General features: G+C 59.3%; 19 protein-coding genes and 1 pseudogene. 9 read left to right on the forward strand and 11 right to left on the reverse strand.

The genetic code is table 11. The annotated features are described in order from the left end of the window. Positions 1 to 12: 12 nt before the first annotated feature. The 8 genes from cmoB to ACA058_RS05030 all read right to left on the reverse strand — a co-directional run bounded on the left by cmoB (position 13) and on the right by ACA058_RS05030 (position 7,621). Positions 13 to 969, reverse strand: a complete 957-nt coding sequence (cmoB, locus tag ACA058_RS04995; protein ID WP_497638117.1) for a tRNA 5-methoxyuridine(34)/uridine 5-oxyacetic acid(34) synthase CmoB — start codon at positions 967 to 969, stop codon at positions 13 to 15. Continuing rightward, positions 966 to 1,745, reverse strand: a complete 780-nt coding sequence (gene cmoA, locus ACA058_RS05000; RefSeq protein ID WP_497639861.1) for a carboxy-S-adenosyl-L-methionine synthase CmoA — start codon at positions 1,743 to 1,745, stop codon at positions 966 to 968. The genes cmoB and cmoA overlap by 4 nt, the downstream gene beginning before the upstream one ends. 217 nt (positions 1,746 to 1,962) lie before the next feature. Beyond that, complete coding sequence (locus tag ACA058_RS05005) at positions 1,963 to 2,598, reverse strand: lysoplasmalogenase (protein WP_497638118.1); 636 nt, start codon at positions 2,596 to 2,598, stop codon at positions 1,963 to 1,965. Between the two features lie 2 nt (positions 2,599 to 2,600). After that, entirely contained in the window at positions 2,601 to 2,993 is a 393-nt protein-coding gene (locus tag ACA058_RS05010) for a protease inhibitor I42 family protein (RefSeq protein WP_497638119.1), read from the reverse strand. A 206-nt stretch (positions 2,994 to 3,199) separates the two neighbouring features. Then, positions 3,200 to 3,658, reverse strand: a complete 459-nt coding sequence (locus ACA058_RS05015) for a hypothetical protein (RefSeq protein ID WP_497638120.1) — start codon at positions 3,656 to 3,658, stop codon at positions 3,200 to 3,202. 179 nt (positions 3,659 to 3,837) lie between these two features. Then, complete coding sequence (lon, locus tag ACA058_RS05020; protein WP_497638121.1) at positions 3,838 to 6,255, reverse strand: endopeptidase La; 2,418 nt, start codon at positions 6,253 to 6,255, stop codon at positions 3,838 to 3,840. Positions 6,256 to 6,440: 185 nt separating this feature from the next. Then, on the reverse strand, positions 6,441 to 6,944 hold the full coding sequence (locus tag ACA058_RS05025) for a L,D-transpeptidase family protein (RefSeq protein ID WP_497638122.1): 504 nt from the start codon (positions 6,942 to 6,944) through the stop codon (positions 6,441 to 6,443). A gap of 125 nt (positions 6,945 to 7,069) precedes the next feature. Beyond that, the gene (locus ACA058_RS05030; protein ID WP_497638123.1) at positions 7,070 to 7,621 is read right to left on the reverse strand and encodes an NUDIX hydrolase; all 552 of its coding nucleotides are present in this window, start codon (positions 7,619 to 7,621) and stop codon (positions 7,070 to 7,072) included. A 147-nt stretch (positions 7,622 to 7,768) separates the two neighbouring features. Between ACA058_RS05030 and ACA058_RS05035 the strand changes: the two genes are divergently transcribed. The 4 genes from ACA058_RS05035 (at position 7,769) to purT (ending at position 10,755) form a co-directional block, all read left to right on the forward strand. Beyond that, a complete protein-coding gene (locus tag ACA058_RS05035; RefSeq protein WP_497638124.1) occupies positions 7,769 to 8,368 on the forward strand; it encodes a CoA pyrophosphatase in 600 nt (199 codons plus the stop codon). A 55-nt stretch (positions 8,369 to 8,423) separates the two neighbouring features. Further along, on the forward strand, positions 8,424 to 8,948 hold the full coding sequence (locus ACA058_RS05040; RefSeq protein ID WP_497638125.1) for a gamma carbonic anhydrase family protein: 525 nt from the start codon (positions 8,424 to 8,426) through the stop codon (positions 8,946 to 8,948). Then, positions 8,945 to 9,160: a DUF1289 domain-containing protein gene (locus ACA058_RS05045; protein ID WP_497638126.1), complete on the forward strand. Its 216-nt coding sequence runs from the start codon at positions 8,945 to 8,947 to the stop codon at positions 9,158 to 9,160. The genes ACA058_RS05040 and ACA058_RS05045 overlap by 4 nt, the downstream gene beginning before the upstream one ends. 413 nt (positions 9,161 to 9,573) lie before the next feature. Next, positions 9,574 to 10,755 carry a formate-dependent phosphoribosylglycinamide formyltransferase gene (purT, locus tag ACA058_RS05050; protein WP_497638127.1) on the forward strand — a complete coding sequence of 394 codons (1,182 nt, stop codon included), beginning with the start codon at positions 9,574 to 9,576 and terminating at the stop codon, positions 10,753 to 10,755. Between the two features lie 241 nt (positions 10,756 to 10,996). Here purT and ACA058_RS05055 read toward each other — a convergent pair. From ACA058_RS05055 to ACA058_RS05065, 3 genes and pseudogenes are all read right to left on the reverse strand, one after another. Beyond that, a pseudogene (locus tag ACA058_RS05055) lies at positions 10,997 to 11,095 on the reverse strand (hypothetical protein); the annotation flags it as partial. Between the two features lie 19 nt (positions 11,096 to 11,114). Next, the gene (locus ACA058_RS05060; RefSeq protein ID WP_497638128.1) at positions 11,115 to 12,380 is read right to left on the reverse strand and encodes a transporter associated domain-containing protein; all 1,266 of its coding nucleotides are present in this window, start codon (positions 12,378 to 12,380) and stop codon (positions 11,115 to 11,117) included. 12 nt (positions 12,381 to 12,392) lie between these two features. Further along, a complete protein-coding gene (locus tag ACA058_RS05065; RefSeq protein WP_497638129.1) occupies positions 12,393 to 13,205 on the reverse strand; it encodes a cytochrome C assembly family protein in 813 nt (270 codons plus the stop codon). A 195-nt stretch (positions 13,206 to 13,400) separates the two neighbouring features. Between ACA058_RS05065 and ffh the strand changes: the two genes are divergently transcribed. The 5 genes from ffh to rplS all read left to right on the forward strand — a co-directional run bounded on the left by ffh (position 13,401) and on the right by rplS (position 16,972). Further along, entirely contained in the window at positions 13,401 to 14,777 is a 1,377-nt protein-coding gene (gene ffh / locus ACA058_RS05070; RefSeq protein WP_056726162.1) for a signal recognition particle protein, read from the forward strand. A gap of 250 nt (positions 14,778 to 15,027) precedes the next feature. Then, positions 15,028 to 15,279 carry a 30S ribosomal protein S16 gene (gene rpsP, locus ACA058_RS05075; protein ID WP_003198088.1) on the forward strand — a complete coding sequence of 84 codons (252 nt, stop codon included), beginning with the start codon at positions 15,028 to 15,030 and terminating at the stop codon, positions 15,277 to 15,279. Between the two features lie 5 nt (positions 15,280 to 15,284). Further along, positions 15,285 to 15,821 (forward strand): ribosome maturation factor RimM, encoded by a 537-nt coding sequence (gene rimM / locus ACA058_RS05080; RefSeq protein WP_077046480.1) that lies wholly within the window; start codon positions 15,285 to 15,287, stop codon positions 15,819 to 15,821. A 2-nt stretch (positions 15,822 to 15,823) separates the two neighbouring features. Then, complete coding sequence (gene trmD, locus ACA058_RS05085; RefSeq protein ID WP_008057805.1) at positions 15,824 to 16,576, forward strand: tRNA (guanosine(37)-N1)-methyltransferase TrmD; 753 nt, start codon at positions 15,824 to 15,826, stop codon at positions 16,574 to 16,576. 45 nt (positions 16,577 to 16,621) lie between these two features. Then, positions 16,622 to 16,972: a 50S ribosomal protein L19 gene (gene rplS, locus ACA058_RS05090; protein WP_003175895.1), complete on the forward strand. Its 351-nt coding sequence runs from the start codon at positions 16,622 to 16,624 to the stop codon at positions 16,970 to 16,972. The last annotated feature ends 53 nt before the right edge of the window (positions 16,973 to 17,025 follow it).

The raw sequence follows: 17,025 nt of genomic DNA on the forward strand, positions 1-17,025 counted from the left end.
GAAAGTTCGTACTTACTTGCGGGCGACAATCACCGCCCGCATCGGCGCTGGTAGGCCTTCAATGGTCTTGCTGTGGTCTTCGGGATCGAGGAAATCACTGAGCGACTGATACTTCATCCATTCCGTGCCGCGCTGCTCCTCGACCGTGGTCACGCTCACGTCCACGCATTTCACATCGGTGAACCCGGCGCGACGCAGCCACAACTCAAGCGCCGGTACCGACGGCAGGAACCACACGTTGCGCATTTGCGCATAACGGTCTTCCGGCACCAGCACTTGATGTTTGTCGCCTTCGACCACCAGCGTTTCCAGCACCAGTTCGCCGCCCTTGACCAGGCAATCCTTCAACGCCAACAGATGCTCGATCGGCGAGCGGCGGTGGTAGAACACACCCATTGAAAACACCGTGTCGAAGCCTTCCAGATTCGGCGGCAGGTCTTCGAAAGGGAATGGCAGGTGCCAGGCATTCGGCTCGGACAGGTAACGCTGCACCGCCTGGAACTGGCAGAAGAACAGCCAGTTCGGATCGACGCCGATCACGCTGTCCGCACCGGCACCCAGCATGCGCCACATGTAGTAACCATTGCCGCAGCCGACATCGAGGATGCGTTTGCCCTTGAGGTCCAGGTGCGGGGCGACGCGCGACCATTTCCAGTCCGAGCGCCATTCGGTGTCCACATGGACGCCGAACAGATCGAACGGGCCTTTGCGCCACGGCGACAAGCCCATCAGCGCGGTGCGCATCTGCGCCCGCGTAGCGTCGTCGCAATCGGTATCCAGCTTCAAACCGTTCAACAAGTCGACTTCGCTTGGCTGGATCTTTGGCAGGGCGTCCAGCGCGCTTTGCCAGCGTTCCAGGTCGCCGTGACCCTTTTCCATTTTCTTGTCGAGTTGCGCTTGCAGGGTGTTGGCCCATTCGGCCAGCGGTGTGCCAGCCAGACGACGGGCGAGGGGGGACAGATCAATCATGGCAAGGCAATCAACGAGGCAAAGTTAAGACACTGGAACCACGGCACGACTTTCGAGAACCCGGCGGCCAACAGGCGTTCGCGGTGTTCTTCGAGGCTGTCGGGCTTCATGACGTTTTCGATGGCGCTGCGCTTCTGGGCGATTTCCAGTTCGCTATAGCCGTTGGCGCGCTTGAAGGCGACGTGCAGGTCGGTGAGCAGCGCGTGCTCCTGCTCGTCTTCAAAGCGCAGTTTTTCCGAGAGAATCAGTGCACCACCGGGCAACAGGGACTGGTGGATGCGCGACAGCAATGCGGTACGCTGATCCGGAGCAATGAATTGCAGGGTGAAGTTCAGCGCCACCACCGAGGCGGGCTTGAATTCAAGGGCGAGGATGTCGCCTTCGACCACTTCCACCGGCAGCAACTCCTGGAACATCGAGTCCTGGCCGTTCAAATATTCACGGCATCGCTCGACCATCGCCGCGGAGTTATCCACAGCGATGACGCGGCAGCCGTCAGTGCGCACATGACGGCGCAAAGCCTGGGTCACGGCGCCCAGGGACGAGCCGAGGTCGTAGAGCACGCTGTTGGGCTGGGCGAATTGCGCGGCGAGCACACCGAGGTTTTCGACGATGGTCGGATAACCCGGCACCGAGCGCTTGATCATGTCCGGGAACACCCGCACCACATCCTCGTTGAAGGCGAAGTCAGGCACTTGGGCCAAAGGCTGGGCGAAAAGGCGATCGGATTCTTTGCTCACGGCGGTTCCGGCGGTGTCGGTGGAAAAGGCCGGCATTTTAGCCAAGTTGGCGCGGGGATGCGCGGGTTGTCTGATAAACCGGCGGGGCTGATGCGTTGAAAGAGAGGAACGCTGTTGTGGCGAGGGGATTTATCCCCGCTGGAGCGCGAAGCGGTCCTTAAGCTGGTCACCTCGACATCTCAGGTACACCGCGTTCACCGGATTTGCGCCTGCTGCGCAGGCGAACGGGGATAAATCCCCTCGCCACAGGGGTTCAGTGCTGCTTTTGGTCGAACGCCGAGGCCGTGATGCCCCATTGCCCCAGCCAATAGCTGAGGATGATCACATACGGCGCGGCCTCAAACGGCACCACAAAACGACTGATACCAATCACGCTATCGGAAAACACAAACGCCACGGCCCCGGCTGCTGCAAGCAGCGCCGAACGCTTGGGTACGTCGGTGTCGAGGCGAGCCAGTGCACGCCAGAGCATGGCGCTGATCGCCAGGCCATAGACGATCACCGGAATCAGCAATGGCCCCAGTCCATGGGCAATCAGTATCCCCAGCAGCACCGCGCCAACGCCGAGGGCCAGGATCAGTGGCAGCACGGCCAACCGTCTGCAGTCAGTCAAATAAGCTTTCAGATAGGCCAGATGGGCGACGAGGAACGCCCCGAGGCCGAACACAAACAAATCTCCCGGCCATGCCAGCAACACGTCGCCTAGGAGGGAGAAAATCAATCCAAGGCTGATCCAGCGCCGATACTCGCCGGGTGGTGCGTCGTGCAGCCAGCCGAGCAGGGCCAGGACAGGCAGCGGCTTGACCAACAGGCAAAGCAGCGCTGCGTGCACGCTCAGGCCATAGATAAAAGTCACTGCGCCCATCAGCGCCAGAATCAGCCAACCCACGGTCAGTTGACCGAAATGGCGCAGTCGAAGGCATCCACCGGCAGCACTTCCGGTGCCCAAGGTTGTTGTGAGGTCAGGCGTAAACGTCCCATGCCAGTGGCGAACGCCTGGAATCGCCAGGTCGAAATACCGGCAGCACCCACAACGCCGGCATCTTCCGGATTGCTGTAGACCTCAGGGCTGAGCGCGCGCAATACGCCGCCGGCCGAATCCTGAATTGACCAGCGGTAACCCGTGGTTGGATTGCTCGGCAAGGTCAGGATCAGGTTTTGCCCGCTGGTGAGCTTCACCGGGCATTCGCTTTGTTTTTCCACGGTCACGATGTGCGCAGGTTGCGTGGCGCAAGCGGCCAGCAAGGTGAGAGCGAGAGGGACAAACAGGCGAGTGGGGGACATAGGCTCAGTGGCTCCGGCGTTCACGACGAACGGCGAGCATAACTTAAGATGAGACAAAGTGTGACAGCCAGAGGGCTGTGGTGTCAGGACTGACGCCATCGCGAGCCAGCTCGCTCCCACAGTGGACGGTGATTAAACTGTGGGAGCGAGCTTGCTCGCGATGGCGGTGGGGCAGGCAATACAAATCGGTCAGGACAACACCTTCGTCAGGCTTCCAGAGAGAAAGCAAACGTGCCTTCGGATACAAACTCACGCTGTTCTTTGTCCTTGAAGCTGATATTGAATGTGCCGGAGTAGTCTTGCTTGTTGGCGTTCACAACCAGGTTCATTTCGCCCTTGAATGCCCAGTAACTGGTGTAGGTCGGGAAATTTTCAGTCAAGGCGATTTCTATCAATTGGTCCGGCGAGTTTAATGCGTAGGTGCCGGTTTCGATATTTCTAGGCAGATAGATATCAAAAGCACGATCTTCAGGGGTGTTTTTTTCACCGGCTTTGAAAACAGCCAGTATTTCTCGGGAGCCGACGCTGGTGTAAAACTCTTCGGAGTTGAATTCGTCGCGATCTTGAATGGTGGCATTCAAGCAGTTTTTCCGACAGCACTGGCGGAATTTTATTTCAACATTAATGTGGCTGTCGACAAGACTTCTTCGTTGCTGGATATCCATGGAACCTGTCTCTTCAAGGATTGTTGGAGCCTTGAATGTACGGCCTGCGAGCGGCACGGACTACTGTTCGAACTAACAGGATTAAATAGACTTGATGACAAATTTTGTATGTTGTCAGGCGTGAAAATGATAATGGCCAGACAACCAGTATGGCCATTTCAGTGTTGCACTATATCCGCTTAGAACAATACTTTTGCCACATCCGCAAATCGCTTGGCAAAGTGCACCGTAATCCCTTCCTTCAGATAGTCCGGTAGTTCTTCAAAACTCCCACGGTTAGGCTCCGGCAATATCAGCTCGAAAATCTTCTGTCGCCGCGCTGCAATCACCTTCTCACGCACCCCACCAATCGGCAGCACATGCCCGGTCAACGTCAGTTCTCCAGTCATGGCCACGCCTTTCTTCGGCGGTTGGTTGCGTGCCAGCGACAGCAGGGCGCTGGCCATGGTCACACCGGCGCTCGGGCCGTCTTTTGGGGTGGCGCCTTCCGGTACGTGCAAGTGCACGAACGCTTCGTCGAAGAACTTCGGATCCCCGCCAAACGACTTCAGATTGGAACTGACGTAGCTGTAGGCGATTTCCGCGGACTCTTTCATCACATCGCCCAATTGCCCGGTGAGCTTGAAACCGCGATTGAGGGTATGAATGCGCGTGGCTTCGATCGGCAGGGTCGCACCGCCCATGCTGGTCCAGGCCAGACCGGTGATCACACCCGTCCCTGACAGCACTTGCTCATTACGGAACACCGGCTTGCCCAACGACGATTCGAGGTCCTTCGGGCCAATTTTGATCACTGCTTCTGGATCTTCGAGCAGCTTCACCACGGCTTTGCGCACCAGTTTGCCGAGGTTTTTCTCCAACTGGCGGACCCCGGCTTCACGGGCATAACCGTCGATCAGCGATCTGAGGGCGTTGTCGCTGATGCTCAGGCTGCCTTTCGACACGCCGGCTTTCTCAAGCTGTTTCGGCCACAGGTGGCGTTTGGCGATGGCGACTTTTTCTTCGGTGATGTAACCCGACAGGCGGATCACCTCCATCCGGTCCAGCAAGGGGCCGGGAATCGAATCCAGGGTGTTGGCGGTGCATATGAACAGGACTTTCGACAGGTCCATGCGCAGGTCGAGGTAGTGGTCGAGGAATTCGACGTTCTGTTCCGGATCGAGGGTTTCCAGCAGCGCCGAGGCGGGGTCGCCCTGATAGCTTTGGCCCATCTTGTCGATTTCGTCGAGCATGATCACCGGGTTCATCACTTCGACGTCTTTCAACGCTTGCACGAGTTTGCCCGGCATCGCACCAATGTAGGTACGGCGGTGGCCCTTGATTTCGGCTTCGTCACGCATGCCGCCGAGGCTGAAGCGGTAGAACGGTCGGCCAAGGGATTCGGCGATGGATTTGCCGACGCTGGTCTTACCCACGCCCGGCGGCCCCACCAGCAGCACGATAGAACCGCTGATTTCGCCCTTGTAGGCACCGACCGCGAGAAATTCGAGGATGCGGTCCTTGATGTCGTCAAGGCCGGCATGGTGGTTGTCCAGTACCTTGCGCGCGTGCTTGAGGTCGAGTTTGTCCTCGCCGTACACGCCCCACGGCACCGATGTCGCCCAGTCGAGGTAGTTGCGAGTGACCGCGTACTCCGGCGAGCCGGTCTCGAGGATCGACAGCTTGTTCATCTCTTCTTCGATGCGCTTCTGCGCCTGCGACGGCAGCACCTTGCCGGTCAGCCGGTGCTCGAATTGTTCGATGTCGGCGCTGCGGTCGTCCTTGGTCAGCCCCAGCTCCTGCTGGATGACCTTGAGTTGTTCCTTGAGGAAGAATTCGCGCTGATGCTCGCCGATCTTGCGGTTCACTTCGGCGGAAATCTCTTTTTGCAGGCGCGCGACCTCGACCTCCTTGCGCAGCATCGGCAGGACTTTTTCCATGCGCTTGAGCATGGGCACGCAGTCGAGCACTTCCTGCAGTTCGCTGCCGGTCGCCGACGTCAGTGCGGCGGCAAAGTCGGTCAACGGCGATGGATCGTTGGGGCTGAAGCGGTTGAGGTAGTTCTTCAGCTCTTCGCTGTACAGCGGATTGAGTGGCAGCAGTTCCTTGATCGCATTGATCAGCGCCATCCCGTAGGCCTTGACCTCGTCGGTCGGCTCGGTGGGTTGGTGCGGGTATTCGACTTCCACCAGGTACGGCGGGCGATGGTGCTTGAGCCAGGTCTTGAGGCGCACACGGGTCAGGCCCTGGGCGACGAATTGCAATTTGCCGTTTTCGCGACTGGCATGGTGCACCTTGACCAAGGTGCCGTACAGCGGCAGGGCCGAGGTATCAAAATGGCGCGGGTCTTCCTGGGGGGTGTCCATGTAGAACAGGGCCAGGGATTGATGATCGGATTTGGCGACCAGGTCGAGGGTTTCAGCCCAGGGTTCTTCATTGACGATGACCGGCAGGACCTGGGCCGGGAAGAAGGGGCGGTTGTGAATCGGAATGATGTAAACCTTGTCCGGCAGGTTCTGGCCGGGCAGGGCGAGACCCTTGCCTGGGGCGTGGTGTTCGGCGTTTTGCGGGTCGGCGTATTCGCTGGGGTCTTCGGGGAAGGCTTGCTGGTCGCTCATGGGGCACCTGCGCAATGGGGTATGGGTCTTAGATGGGGCAGGCCTCTGGTGGTTTCAATGGGGGAGGGGATATTCGGGGGAGCGTTCAGGATCTGGACAGGTCCTGGGCATCTGCCTGTTGCAGGCATGGCGCGCAGACCAGACCGGGCAGCGTTCCCACGGCTTGGGAACGCTCATCCGGCATATTAAGGGCGAATTTCGATCATCGTGCCGTCCGGCACCATGTTCCAGATTTCGCGCATGTCCATGTTGCGCATGGCAATGCAGCCGTCGGTCCAGTCCAGGGTGTGGAACAGGTGCTCGGGGTTTTCTTCGGTGTCCGGGGTGCCGTGGATCATGATCATGCCGCCGGGATCGACACCTTCACGTCGCGAGCGGGCGGAATCACTGATATTCGGGTAGGAAATGTGCATCGCCAGGTTGAAGCGGTCGCTGACCTTGCGCCAGTCGAGCCAATAGAAACCTTCGGGCGTGCGTTTGTCGCCTTCCATCAGCTTCGGCCCCTTGGGACGTTTGCCCAGGGAAATGCGATAGGTCTTGAACGGCTTGCCGTCATTGATCAATTGCAATTGATGGGCAGACTTGAGTACCAGGACTTTCTCGATGACCTTGCCGTCCACGGGCTCCATGGCAGTAGCCTGGGACACCGTGACGAACGACAAGCAGAACAGGGCAAGCAACCAGCGCATTGAAACGATTCCCCAGGAGGTGTCGCGACTATATATATATTTATAGGTGTTTTTGCAGGCGCTGCCGAAGGTTCGGGCCGTGTTCGGACGATCGTTGTGCGCCTAGTGATGATACCAAGATGACATCAAGTGATGACAGGCTGAACCAGCGGCGGGATCGATTCGGACCGCACGGGGTAGACCTCGATCCGCCGGTCAGCAAAGAAGCATTCTAAGGTACGGCCCACCGTGCGGAAAGCCAGCTCGTCCCAAGGGATGTCGGCTTCGTCGAATAGTTGCACTTCCAGGCTCTCGGGGCCGACGGCAAAATCCAGGTCCGCCAGTTCGGCGCGGAAGAATACATGCACCTGGCTGATGTGCGGCACATCGATCAGCGTATAGATGCTCAAGTTGCGCACCCGGGCGCAGGCTTCCTCGGCGGTCTCGCGAATGGCCGCCTGCTCGATGGTTTCACCGTTTTCCATGAAGCCGGCGGGCAGGGTCCAATAGCCACGGCGCGGCTCAATGGCGCGGCGGCACAACAGCACCTGGGTACCCCAGGTCGCCACGCAACCAGCAACGATGTTGGGGTTCTGGTAGTGAATGGCGTGACAGCTGTCGCAGACAAAACGCAGGCGTGAATCGCCCTCGGGAATGCGTTGGGTCACCGGGTTGCCGCACTGACTGCAAAATTTCATGCTTGGGTTCCTGAATGCTGCGCCTATCTTGGCGTGCGGCGGTGGCTGTCGGCAAGTTGTCGTTTCGCGACATGCCACTGTCCGGGGGGTTGGGCGACCGAAGCGATTGGTGCATGATGCAGAGTAAGGCACTGATCGAGAACACTCATGCTGGACGAGCTACTGCATCGGGTAAGTCACCACACACCGCGTACGTTGGAGACCGACCGACGTTTCCCCGAGGCCGCCGTCCTGGTGCCGATTACCCGCAGTGACGAGCCGGAGCTGGTCTTGACCCTGCGCGCCAGCGGGCTCTCGACCCATGGTGGCGAAGTCGCCTTCCCCGGTGGTCGACGCGACCCCGAAGACCCCGACCTGATTTTTACCGCCCTGCGCGAAGCCGAAGAAGAGATCGGTCTGCCACCGGGCCTGGTCGAAGTGATCGGCCCGCTGAGCCCGTTGATTTCCCTGCACGGCATCAAGGTCACGCCTTATGTCGGGGTGATTCCGGATTTTGTCGAATACCGGGCCAACGATGCCGAGATCGCCGCCGTGTTCAGTGTGCCCCTGGAGTTCTTCCGCAAGGACCCGCGCGAGCATACCCATCGCATCGATTACCAAGGGCGTAGTTGGTACGTGCCGAGTTATCGCTATGGCGAATTCAAGATCTGGGGCCTGACGGCGATCATGATCGTCGAGTTGATCAATCTGCTCTATGACGCGAAAATCAGCCTGCACTTACCGCCTAAAAGTTTTATCAATACCTGAAGCCATCACTCGAATGGCCTGAACACGCCGCTGCCTGAGCCTTGAGGACAACAAGATGAAATACCGCCTGGGCGACGCCCGTGTCGAGACCCATCCACAGAGCTGGGTCGCTCCCAATGCCGTGCTGGTGGGCAAGGTCAAACTGGAAGAGGGCGCCAACGTCTGGTTCAACGCCGTGCTCCGGGGCGACAACGAGCTGATCCTGATCGGCAAGAACAGCAACGTTCAGGATGGCACCGTGATGCATACCGACATGGGTTACCCGCTCACCATCGGTACCGGCGTGACCATCGGCCACAACGCCATGCTGCACGGCTGCACCGTGGGTGACTACAGCCTGATCGGTATCAATGCGGTGATCCTCAATGGCGCGAAAATCGGCAAGAACTGCATCATCGGCGCCAATTCGTTGATCGGCGAAGGCAAGGAGATTCCCGACGGTTCGCTGGTCATGGGCTCACCCGGCAAGGTAGTACGCGAGCTGACCGAGCCGCAGAAAAAGATGCTGGAAGCCAGCGCCGCTCACTACGTACATAACGCCCAGCGTTATGCCCGCGATCTGGCTGAGCAGGAACAATGACTGCGACCGAACGACCGGTGCCATCGCCCTGTGTGAACATTTGCGCACTGGACGACGATGATATTTGCACGGGCTGTCAGCGCACGGTAGAGGAAATCACCCGCTGGAGCCGCATGGACAATGAGGAGCGCCGCACGGTGTTGGGGTTGTGCCATGAACGGGCGAAGTCCAGTGGGTTGGTGTGGATGATCGGCAAGACGCCCGGTCAGTAGGGTAATGCTGTTCACTTCAGCGTGGGGTCCTCCTTGTGGCGAGGGGATTTATCCCCGCTCGGCTGCGAAGCAGTCGCAAATCCGAACAACTCGGTCTGTTTGAACGGACGCTGAGGGCCACTTCGCGGCCCAACGGGGCGGTGCGACGTTTCGCTAAATCCCCTCGCCACAGATTTCTTGCTCACCTGAAATTGTCTTAAGTGAACAGCATTACGGCCAGTAAGGGCATTTTGTGTCTGGCTGAAATTCGCCGGTGTCACGGCCTCTGGCTGATCATGGCCTGGCGCTTGCGCAAGCAGGCGGTCGTCAGCTGAAGCCAAACCCCGCGGTTCATGTAAAATGCCGCGCTTTCTCCCCATGGGAAGCGCGCCAGGCGCCGCATCCCTCGATGATCCGCTTCTTGAGGACTTGAGATGACCCGTATCGGAACTCCATTGTCGCCCACCGCGACCCGCGTATTGATGTGTGGCTGTGGCGAACTGGGCAAGGAAGTGGTGATCGAGCTGCAACGCCTGGGCGTTGAAGTGATTGCCGTGGATCGCTATGCCAATGCGCCGGCCATGCAGGTGGCGCATCGCAGCCACGTGATCAACATGCTCGATGGCGCGGCCCTGCGCGCGGTAATCGAAGCCGAGCAGCCGCACTTTATCGTGCCGGAAATCGAAGCCATTGCCACCGCGACCCTGGTGGAACTGGAGTCCGAAGGCTTCACCGTGATCCCCACCGCGCGAGCTGCACAGTTGACCATGAACCGCGAAGGCATCCGTCGCCTGGCCGCCGAAGAGCTGGACCTGCCGACCTCGCCTTACCACTTCGCCGACACCTTCGAGGACTACAGCAAGGCCGTCGAAGATCTCGGTTTCCCGTGCGTGGTCAAGCCGGTCATGAGCTCGTCGGGCAAGGGGCAGAGCCTGCTGCGCAGCATCGATGACGTGAAGAAGGCCTGGGATTACGCCCAGGAAGGCGGGCGTGCCGGTAAAGGCCGGGTGATCATCGAAGGTTTTATCGATTTCGATTATGAAATTACCCTGCTGACCGTGCGTCACGTCGGCGGCACCACCTTTTGCGCGCCGGTCGGCCATCGCCAGGAGAAGGGCGACTACCAGGAAAGCTGGCAGCCGCAGGCAATGAGCGCGGTAGCCCTGGCTGAATCCGAGCGCGTGGCCAAGGCGGTTACCGAGGCCTTGGGTGGCCGTGGCCTGTTTGGCGTCGAGCTGTTCATCAAAGGTGATCAGGTGTGGTTCAGCGAAGTGTCGCCGCGTCCGCACGACACCGGTCTGGTGACCCTGATTTCACAGGATCTGTCGCAATTCGCCCTGCATGCACGGGCGATCCTCGGTTTGCCGATCCCGTTGATCCGTCAGTTCGGACCATCGGCCTCTGCCGTCATTCTGGTGGAAGGCCAGTCGACCCAGACCGCTTTCGCCAACCTGGGTGCGGCGTTGAGCGAGCCGGATACGGCGTTGCGCCTGTTTGGCAAGCCTGAAGTGAATGGCCAACGCCGGATGGGTGTTGCATTGGCTCGCGACGAGTCGATCGAAGCTGCCCGGGCTAAAGCGACCCGCGCTTCTCAGGCTGTCGTGGTAGAGCTGTAAACCGAGGCGCGGCAATCGCTAGCAGGCTAGCTCCCACAGGGTTAATGGTTGGTCACAGATTTTGTGTACACCCAATTTCCATTTGGGAGCCAGCCTGCTGGCGATGCTTCTGATTCAAGCAACCCGATTCAGGTCGTTATTGCGCGTCTCCTTCAGGCACAGCACAGCAATCAGGCTCAGCACCGCCGCCCCCGACACATACCCGCCGACAAAACCCAATCCCCCCATCGCCACCAGTTTGGAATAGGCCGTTGGCCGCGAGAAAGCCGATGGATGGGCCCAGCTGCGGGAACATGCCGAACCAGGCGCGCTTGCCCTTGGGCGCATTCTCCGTGGCTAACGATTCAACAAGTGCCAATCTAATGGGTGGGTAAAGCAGCGGGAGCCGGGTTGCTATGCCAGATCAACACCCGAGTGACACGATTGTCTTCAGTCTCGAGAATTTCCAGTCGATAGCGGCCGATTTTCAGGCATACCGGACAGTCCGGGATGGTTTCCAGCGCTTCGGTCACCAGGCCGTTCAGGGTTTTCGGGCCGTCGCTGGGCAGGTGCCAGCCGAGGCTCTTGTTCAGGTCGCGGATCGAGGCGGCGCCGTCGATCACCAGGCGGCCATCGGCCTGTGGATGGATATGCGGGTTGTCCAGGCTTTGCTGGCTTTCGAATTCGCCGACGATTTCTTCGAGAATGTCTTCCAGGGTGACGATGCCCAGTACCTCACCGTATTCGTCGACCACCATGCCCAGGCGCCGCTGTTGCTTGTGGAAGTTCAGCAGTTGCAATTGCAGCGGGGTGCTTTCAGGGACGAAATACGGTTCGCGACAGGCCGCCAGCAGCGCTTCCAGGGTGAGGCTGCCGTCGGGGAGCAAATGGCCGATTTGCCGGGTATTGAGTACCGCTTCGACCTGGTTGATGTCGCTGTGGAACACCGGCAGGCGCGTGCGCTGGTTGTGGCGCAGTTGCTCGATGATCGCTTCGATCGGGTCGTCGAGGTTGATCCCGTCGACCTCGCTGCGTGGCACCAGAATGTCGTTGACCGTGATGTTGTCCAGCGCATGGATGCCCGGCAGGGGATGCGGGCGGCTGACGGCATGCTCGTGATGACCGCCGTGATGGCCGTAAGGGTCGTGCCGCTGCGGCGCAGGCTCGTCTTCACTCTGTTGCACGACGTTGGCCTTGCGGGCGAACGGGCGCATCAGCAGTTGGCTGATGGCGTTGAGCGGCCACGCCGCCGGGTAGATGAGCTTCAGTGGTATGGCCAGCAAGTTGTTGCCCAGGGCCAGGATCGCGTCCGGATGACGGGCGGCGAGGGCGCGGGGCAGGTAGTCGGCCAGGATCAACAGCAGGGCACCCGCGCCGAGACAGGCCAGCCACGGGCCGTTTTCGGCCCAGGTGAAAATCGCCAGCAAGGTACAGATGACCAGCACCAGGGCGCGGCACAGGGTATTGCAGAAAATCAGGCTGACGAGGGGGAAACTCAGCCGGGCCAGCGGTTTGTCGCTTGCGCGCGAGGCTGTGCGCTGGGCCAGCAAATGCTGCTGCGCTGCTTCTATGGCAGTAAACAGGCCGGACCACAAGATCAGCAAGGCCACTACTGCAAGCATCGGCCCTATGGGCAAGTCTTCCATTATTGCCGCCCGTCAGATGTGCAGGATGTATTCACGAACCAGCTTGCTGCCGAAATACGCCAGCATCAACAGGCAGAAACCGGCCAGGGTCCAGCGGATGGCCTTGTGCCCGCGCCAGCCAAGGCGGTTACGGCCCCATAGCAGCACGCTGAAGACGATCCAGGCCAGGCAGGCCAGCAAGGTCTTGTGCACCAGGTGCTGGGCGAACAGGTTGTCGACAAACAGCCAGCCGGAGATCAGCGACAGCGACAGAAGCGTCCAGCCGGCCCAGAGGAAGCCGAACAGCAGGCTTTCCATGGTTTGCAGCGGCGGGAAGTTCTTGATCAACCCGGACGGGTGCTTGTGCTTGAGTTGATGATCCTGAAGCAGCAGCAGCAACGACTGGAACACGGCAATGGTGAACATGCCGTAGGCGAGGATCGACAACAGGATGTGGGCAAGAATGCCTGGCGCTTCGTCGATGATCTGCACGGTGCCAGCGGGGGCGAACTGCGCCAGCAGCGCGGTCAGCGCACCCAGGGGGAACAGCAGCACCAGCAGGTTCTCCACCGGAATCCGTGAGCAGGCCAGCAGCGTCAGGGCGATGACCGCGACGGCGATCAGGCTGGCGGCGCTGAAAAAGTCCAGGCCCAGGCCAATCGGGGTCAGCAGGTGGGTCACCAGGCTGGCGCTGTGGGCCAGCACCGCAAGCACGCCGAGCGTAACCAGCAGGCGCTTGTTGGCCTTGGCGCCGGTGGCCAGGCGAGTGCCTTGATAGATAGTCGCAGCGGCATATAAGCAGGCGGCGGCGAGGGTAGTAAGCAAACTGGGTGACAAGGGGAGCATAAGTCCTGTTAGGCAAGCCCGAAAGGCGCTGAGTTTGGCATAGAACCCACGCGACACGAAAGTGCGAGGTGTCCGCCAGACGCAGTCTTCGCTATAATCCGCGACCTGCCCACGCCGCAGGCTCGCCGAGCACATGTTTAGTCCGGTCTGGGCCGCCATTATCCCGGTCTACACAGGGCCTGAAAGGATCGCGCAATGTTTGAAAACTTAACCGACCGTCTCTCGCAGACGCTGCGCCACGTCACCGGCAAGGCCAAGCTGACCGAGGACAACATCAAAGACACCCTGCGCGAAGTGCGCATGGCATTGCTCGAAGCCGACGTCGCCCTGCCGGTGGTCAAGGACTTCGTCAATTCGGTCAAGGAACGCGCTGTCGGCACCGAGGTGTCGCGCAGCCTGACGCCGGGCCAGGCTTTCGTGAAGATCGTCCAGGCCGAACTCGAAAGCCTGATGGGCGCGGCCAACGAAGACCTGAACCTGAGCGCCGTGCCTCCAGCGGTCATCCTGATGGCCGGTTTGCAGGGTGCTGGTAAAACCACCACCGCCGGCAAACTTGCGCGCTTCCTGAAAGAGCGCAAGAAAAAATCGGTCATGGTCGTGTCCGCGGACGTTTATCGTCCAGCGGCGATCAAACAGCTGGAAATGTTGGCGGGTGAAGTGGGTGTGACCTTCTTCCCGTCCGACCTGAGCCAGAAGCCGGTCGAGATCGCGCAAGCGGCTATCAAGGAAGCAAAACTCAAATTCATCGACGTGGTCATCGTCGATACCGCCGGTCGCCTGCACATCGATGAAGAGATGATGGGCGAGATCAAGGCGCTACACGCCGCGATCAACCCGGTAGAAACATTGTTCGTGGTCGACGCCATGACCGGCCAGGATGCCGCCAACACGGCCAAGGCCTTCGGCGATGCGCTGCCACTGACCGGCGTGATCCTGACCAAGGTCGACGGCGATGCCCGGGGCGGTGCCGCCCTGTCGGTGCGAGCCATCACTGGCAAGCCGATCAAGTTCATCGGTATGGGCGAGAAGAGCGAAGCGCTCGATCCGTTCCACCCTGAGCGTATCGCCTCGCGCATCCTCGGCATGGGTGACGTGCTCAGCCTGATCGAGCAGGCGGAAGCGACCCTCGACAAGGACAAGGCCGACAAGCTGGCCAAGAAGCTGAAGAAGGGCAAGGGCTTCGACCTCGAAGACTTCCGTGATCAGCTGCAACAGATGAAGAACATGGGCGGCCTCGGCGGCCTCATGGACAAACTGCCGAACATGGGCGGTGTGAACCTGGCGCAGATGGGCAACGCCCAGGGTGCGGCAGAAAAGCAGTTCAAGCAGATGGAAGCCATCATCAACTCCATGACCCCGGCCGAGCGCCGCGACCCTGAGATGATCAGCGGTTCGCGCAAGCGTCGTATCGCCATGGGTTCCGGCACCCAGGTGCAGGACATCGGTCGCTTGATCAAGCAGCACAAGCAGATGCAGAAGATGATGAAGAAATTCTCCGCGAAAGGCGGAATGGCCAAGATGATGCGCGGCATGGGCGGTATGTTGCCCGGCGGCGGTATGCCCAAGATGTAAAGAATCCGCGCCGGCAGTCATGTCGGCGCAGCCCCACACGGACGTGGGATTCACAGCAAACCCGCACTTGGCGGGAGCTGACTGGCCGTTTTCACCGACGGCTCTATAGCAAATCTGGATGGCGTCCGATAGGCCGCCGGAAAAAGTCATTTGCAAAAGTCCGGATATTCCTTAGAATATGCGGCCTTTCGGGCACCCATGCCCGCTGTGCCTTTAGATTTGCAGCACCGACTACAGGAACGATGTTCACATGCTAACAATCCGTCTTGCCCTTGGCGGCTCCAAAAAGCGCCCGTTTTACCACTTGACCGTAACCGACAGCCGCAACCCGCGCGACGGTTCGCACAAGGAACAGGTTGGTTTCTTCAACCCTGTTGCTCGTGGTCAAGAAGTCCGTCTGTCCGTGAACCAAGAGCGCGTAGCCTACTGGCTGAGCGTTGGTGCACAACCTTCTGAGCGCGTTGCTCAGTTGTTGAAGGAATCTGCTAAGGCTGCGGCCTGAGCAATATGAACGCGACGCCAGCTGTTGCTGATGATTTGATCGTTATCGGCAAGATTTACTCGGTTCACGGCGTTCGCGGCGAAGTGAAGGTGTATTCCTTTACTGATCCGATTAAGAACCTGCTGGATTACAAAACCTGGACGCTCAAGCGTGACGGCAATGTAAAGCAGGTAGAGCTGGTCAGCGGACGCGGGAACGACAAGTTCCTGGTCGCAAAGCTCAAGGGTCTCGATGATCGTGAAGAAGCTCGTCTTCTGGCCGGTTATGAGATCTGCGTGCCGCGCAACCTGTTCCCTGAACTGACCGACGGCGAGTACTACTGGTACCAGCTGGAAGGTCTCAAGGTCATCGACACCCTCGGACAATTGTTCGGGAAGATCGATCACCTGCTGGAGACCGGCTCGAATGATGTAATGGTGGTCAAGCCTTGCGCTGGCAGCCTGGATGATCGCGAACGCCTGTTGCCCTATACCGAGCAATGCGTGTTGGCCGTCGACCTGGTCGCGGGCGAGATGAAGGTGGATTGGGATGCGGACTTCTAAGCGTGGCTAACTTGCGCGTAGAAGTGATCAGTTTGTTTCCCGAGATGTTCTCCGCCATCAGCGAGTACGGCATCACCAGTCGGGCGGTGAAACAGGGGCTGTTGCAGCTCACCTGTTGGAACCCGCGAGACTACACGACGGATCGACATCACACTGTGGATGATCGCCCTTTTGGCGGTGGCCCGGGCATGGTGATGAAGATCAAGCCCCTGGAAGATGCTCTGGTTGAGGCCAAGGCAGTCGCCGGGGAGGGCGCGAAGGTGATTTACCTGTCCCCCCAAGGCCGTCAACTGACTCAGTCGGCGGTACGCGAGTTGGCGAATCTGGATGCACTGATCCTGATTGCCGGCCGCTATGAAGGCATTGACGAGCGTTTTATTGATGCTCATGTCGATGAAGAGTGGTCGATTGGCGACTATGTACTGTCTGGCGGCGAGCTGCCGGCGATGGTCCTGATCGATGCGGTTACACGACTGCTGCCTGGAGCTTTAGGGCATGCGGACTCCGCCGAGGAAGATTCCTTTACGGATGGTTTGCTGGATTGCCCGCACTACACCCGACCGGAGGTGTATGCGGATCAGCGTGTTCCCGACGTATTGCTAAGTGGCAATCACGCGCACATCCGGCGTTGGCGTTTAAAGCAGTCCCTTGGTCGGACCTTTGAACGACGCGTCGATCTTCTGGAAAGCCGCTCGCTTTCTGGAGAAGAGAAGAAGCTGCTCGAGGAATACATCCGCGAGCGGGACGATAGTTAACAACGTATCGATGGTAGATCCGACGATTTACCTTAGGAGCACAGCATGACTAACAAAATCATCCTTGCACTCGAAGCAGAGCAGATGACCAAAGAGATCCCTACCTTTGCCCCGGGCGACACCATTGTCGTTCAGGTGAAAGTGAAGGAAGGCGACCGTTCGCGTCTGCAAGCGTTCGAAGGCGTTGTAATCGCCAAGCGTAACCGCGGCGTAAACAGTGCATTCACCGTGCGTAAAATCTCCAACGGTGTTGGCGTAGAGCGTACTTTCCAGACCTACTCCCCGCAAATCGACAGCATGGCTGTCAAGCGTCGCGGTGACGTACGTAAAGCCAAGCTGTACTACCTGCGTGACCTGTCGGGTAAAGCAGCTCGCATCAAGGAAAAACTGGCTTAAGTCCAGCTTCCGATGCAGAAAAAAGCAGCCTACGGGCTGCTTTTTTGTTGCCT

The sequence above is a fragment of the Pseudomonas sp. LBUM1649 genome (assembly GCF_059716155.1).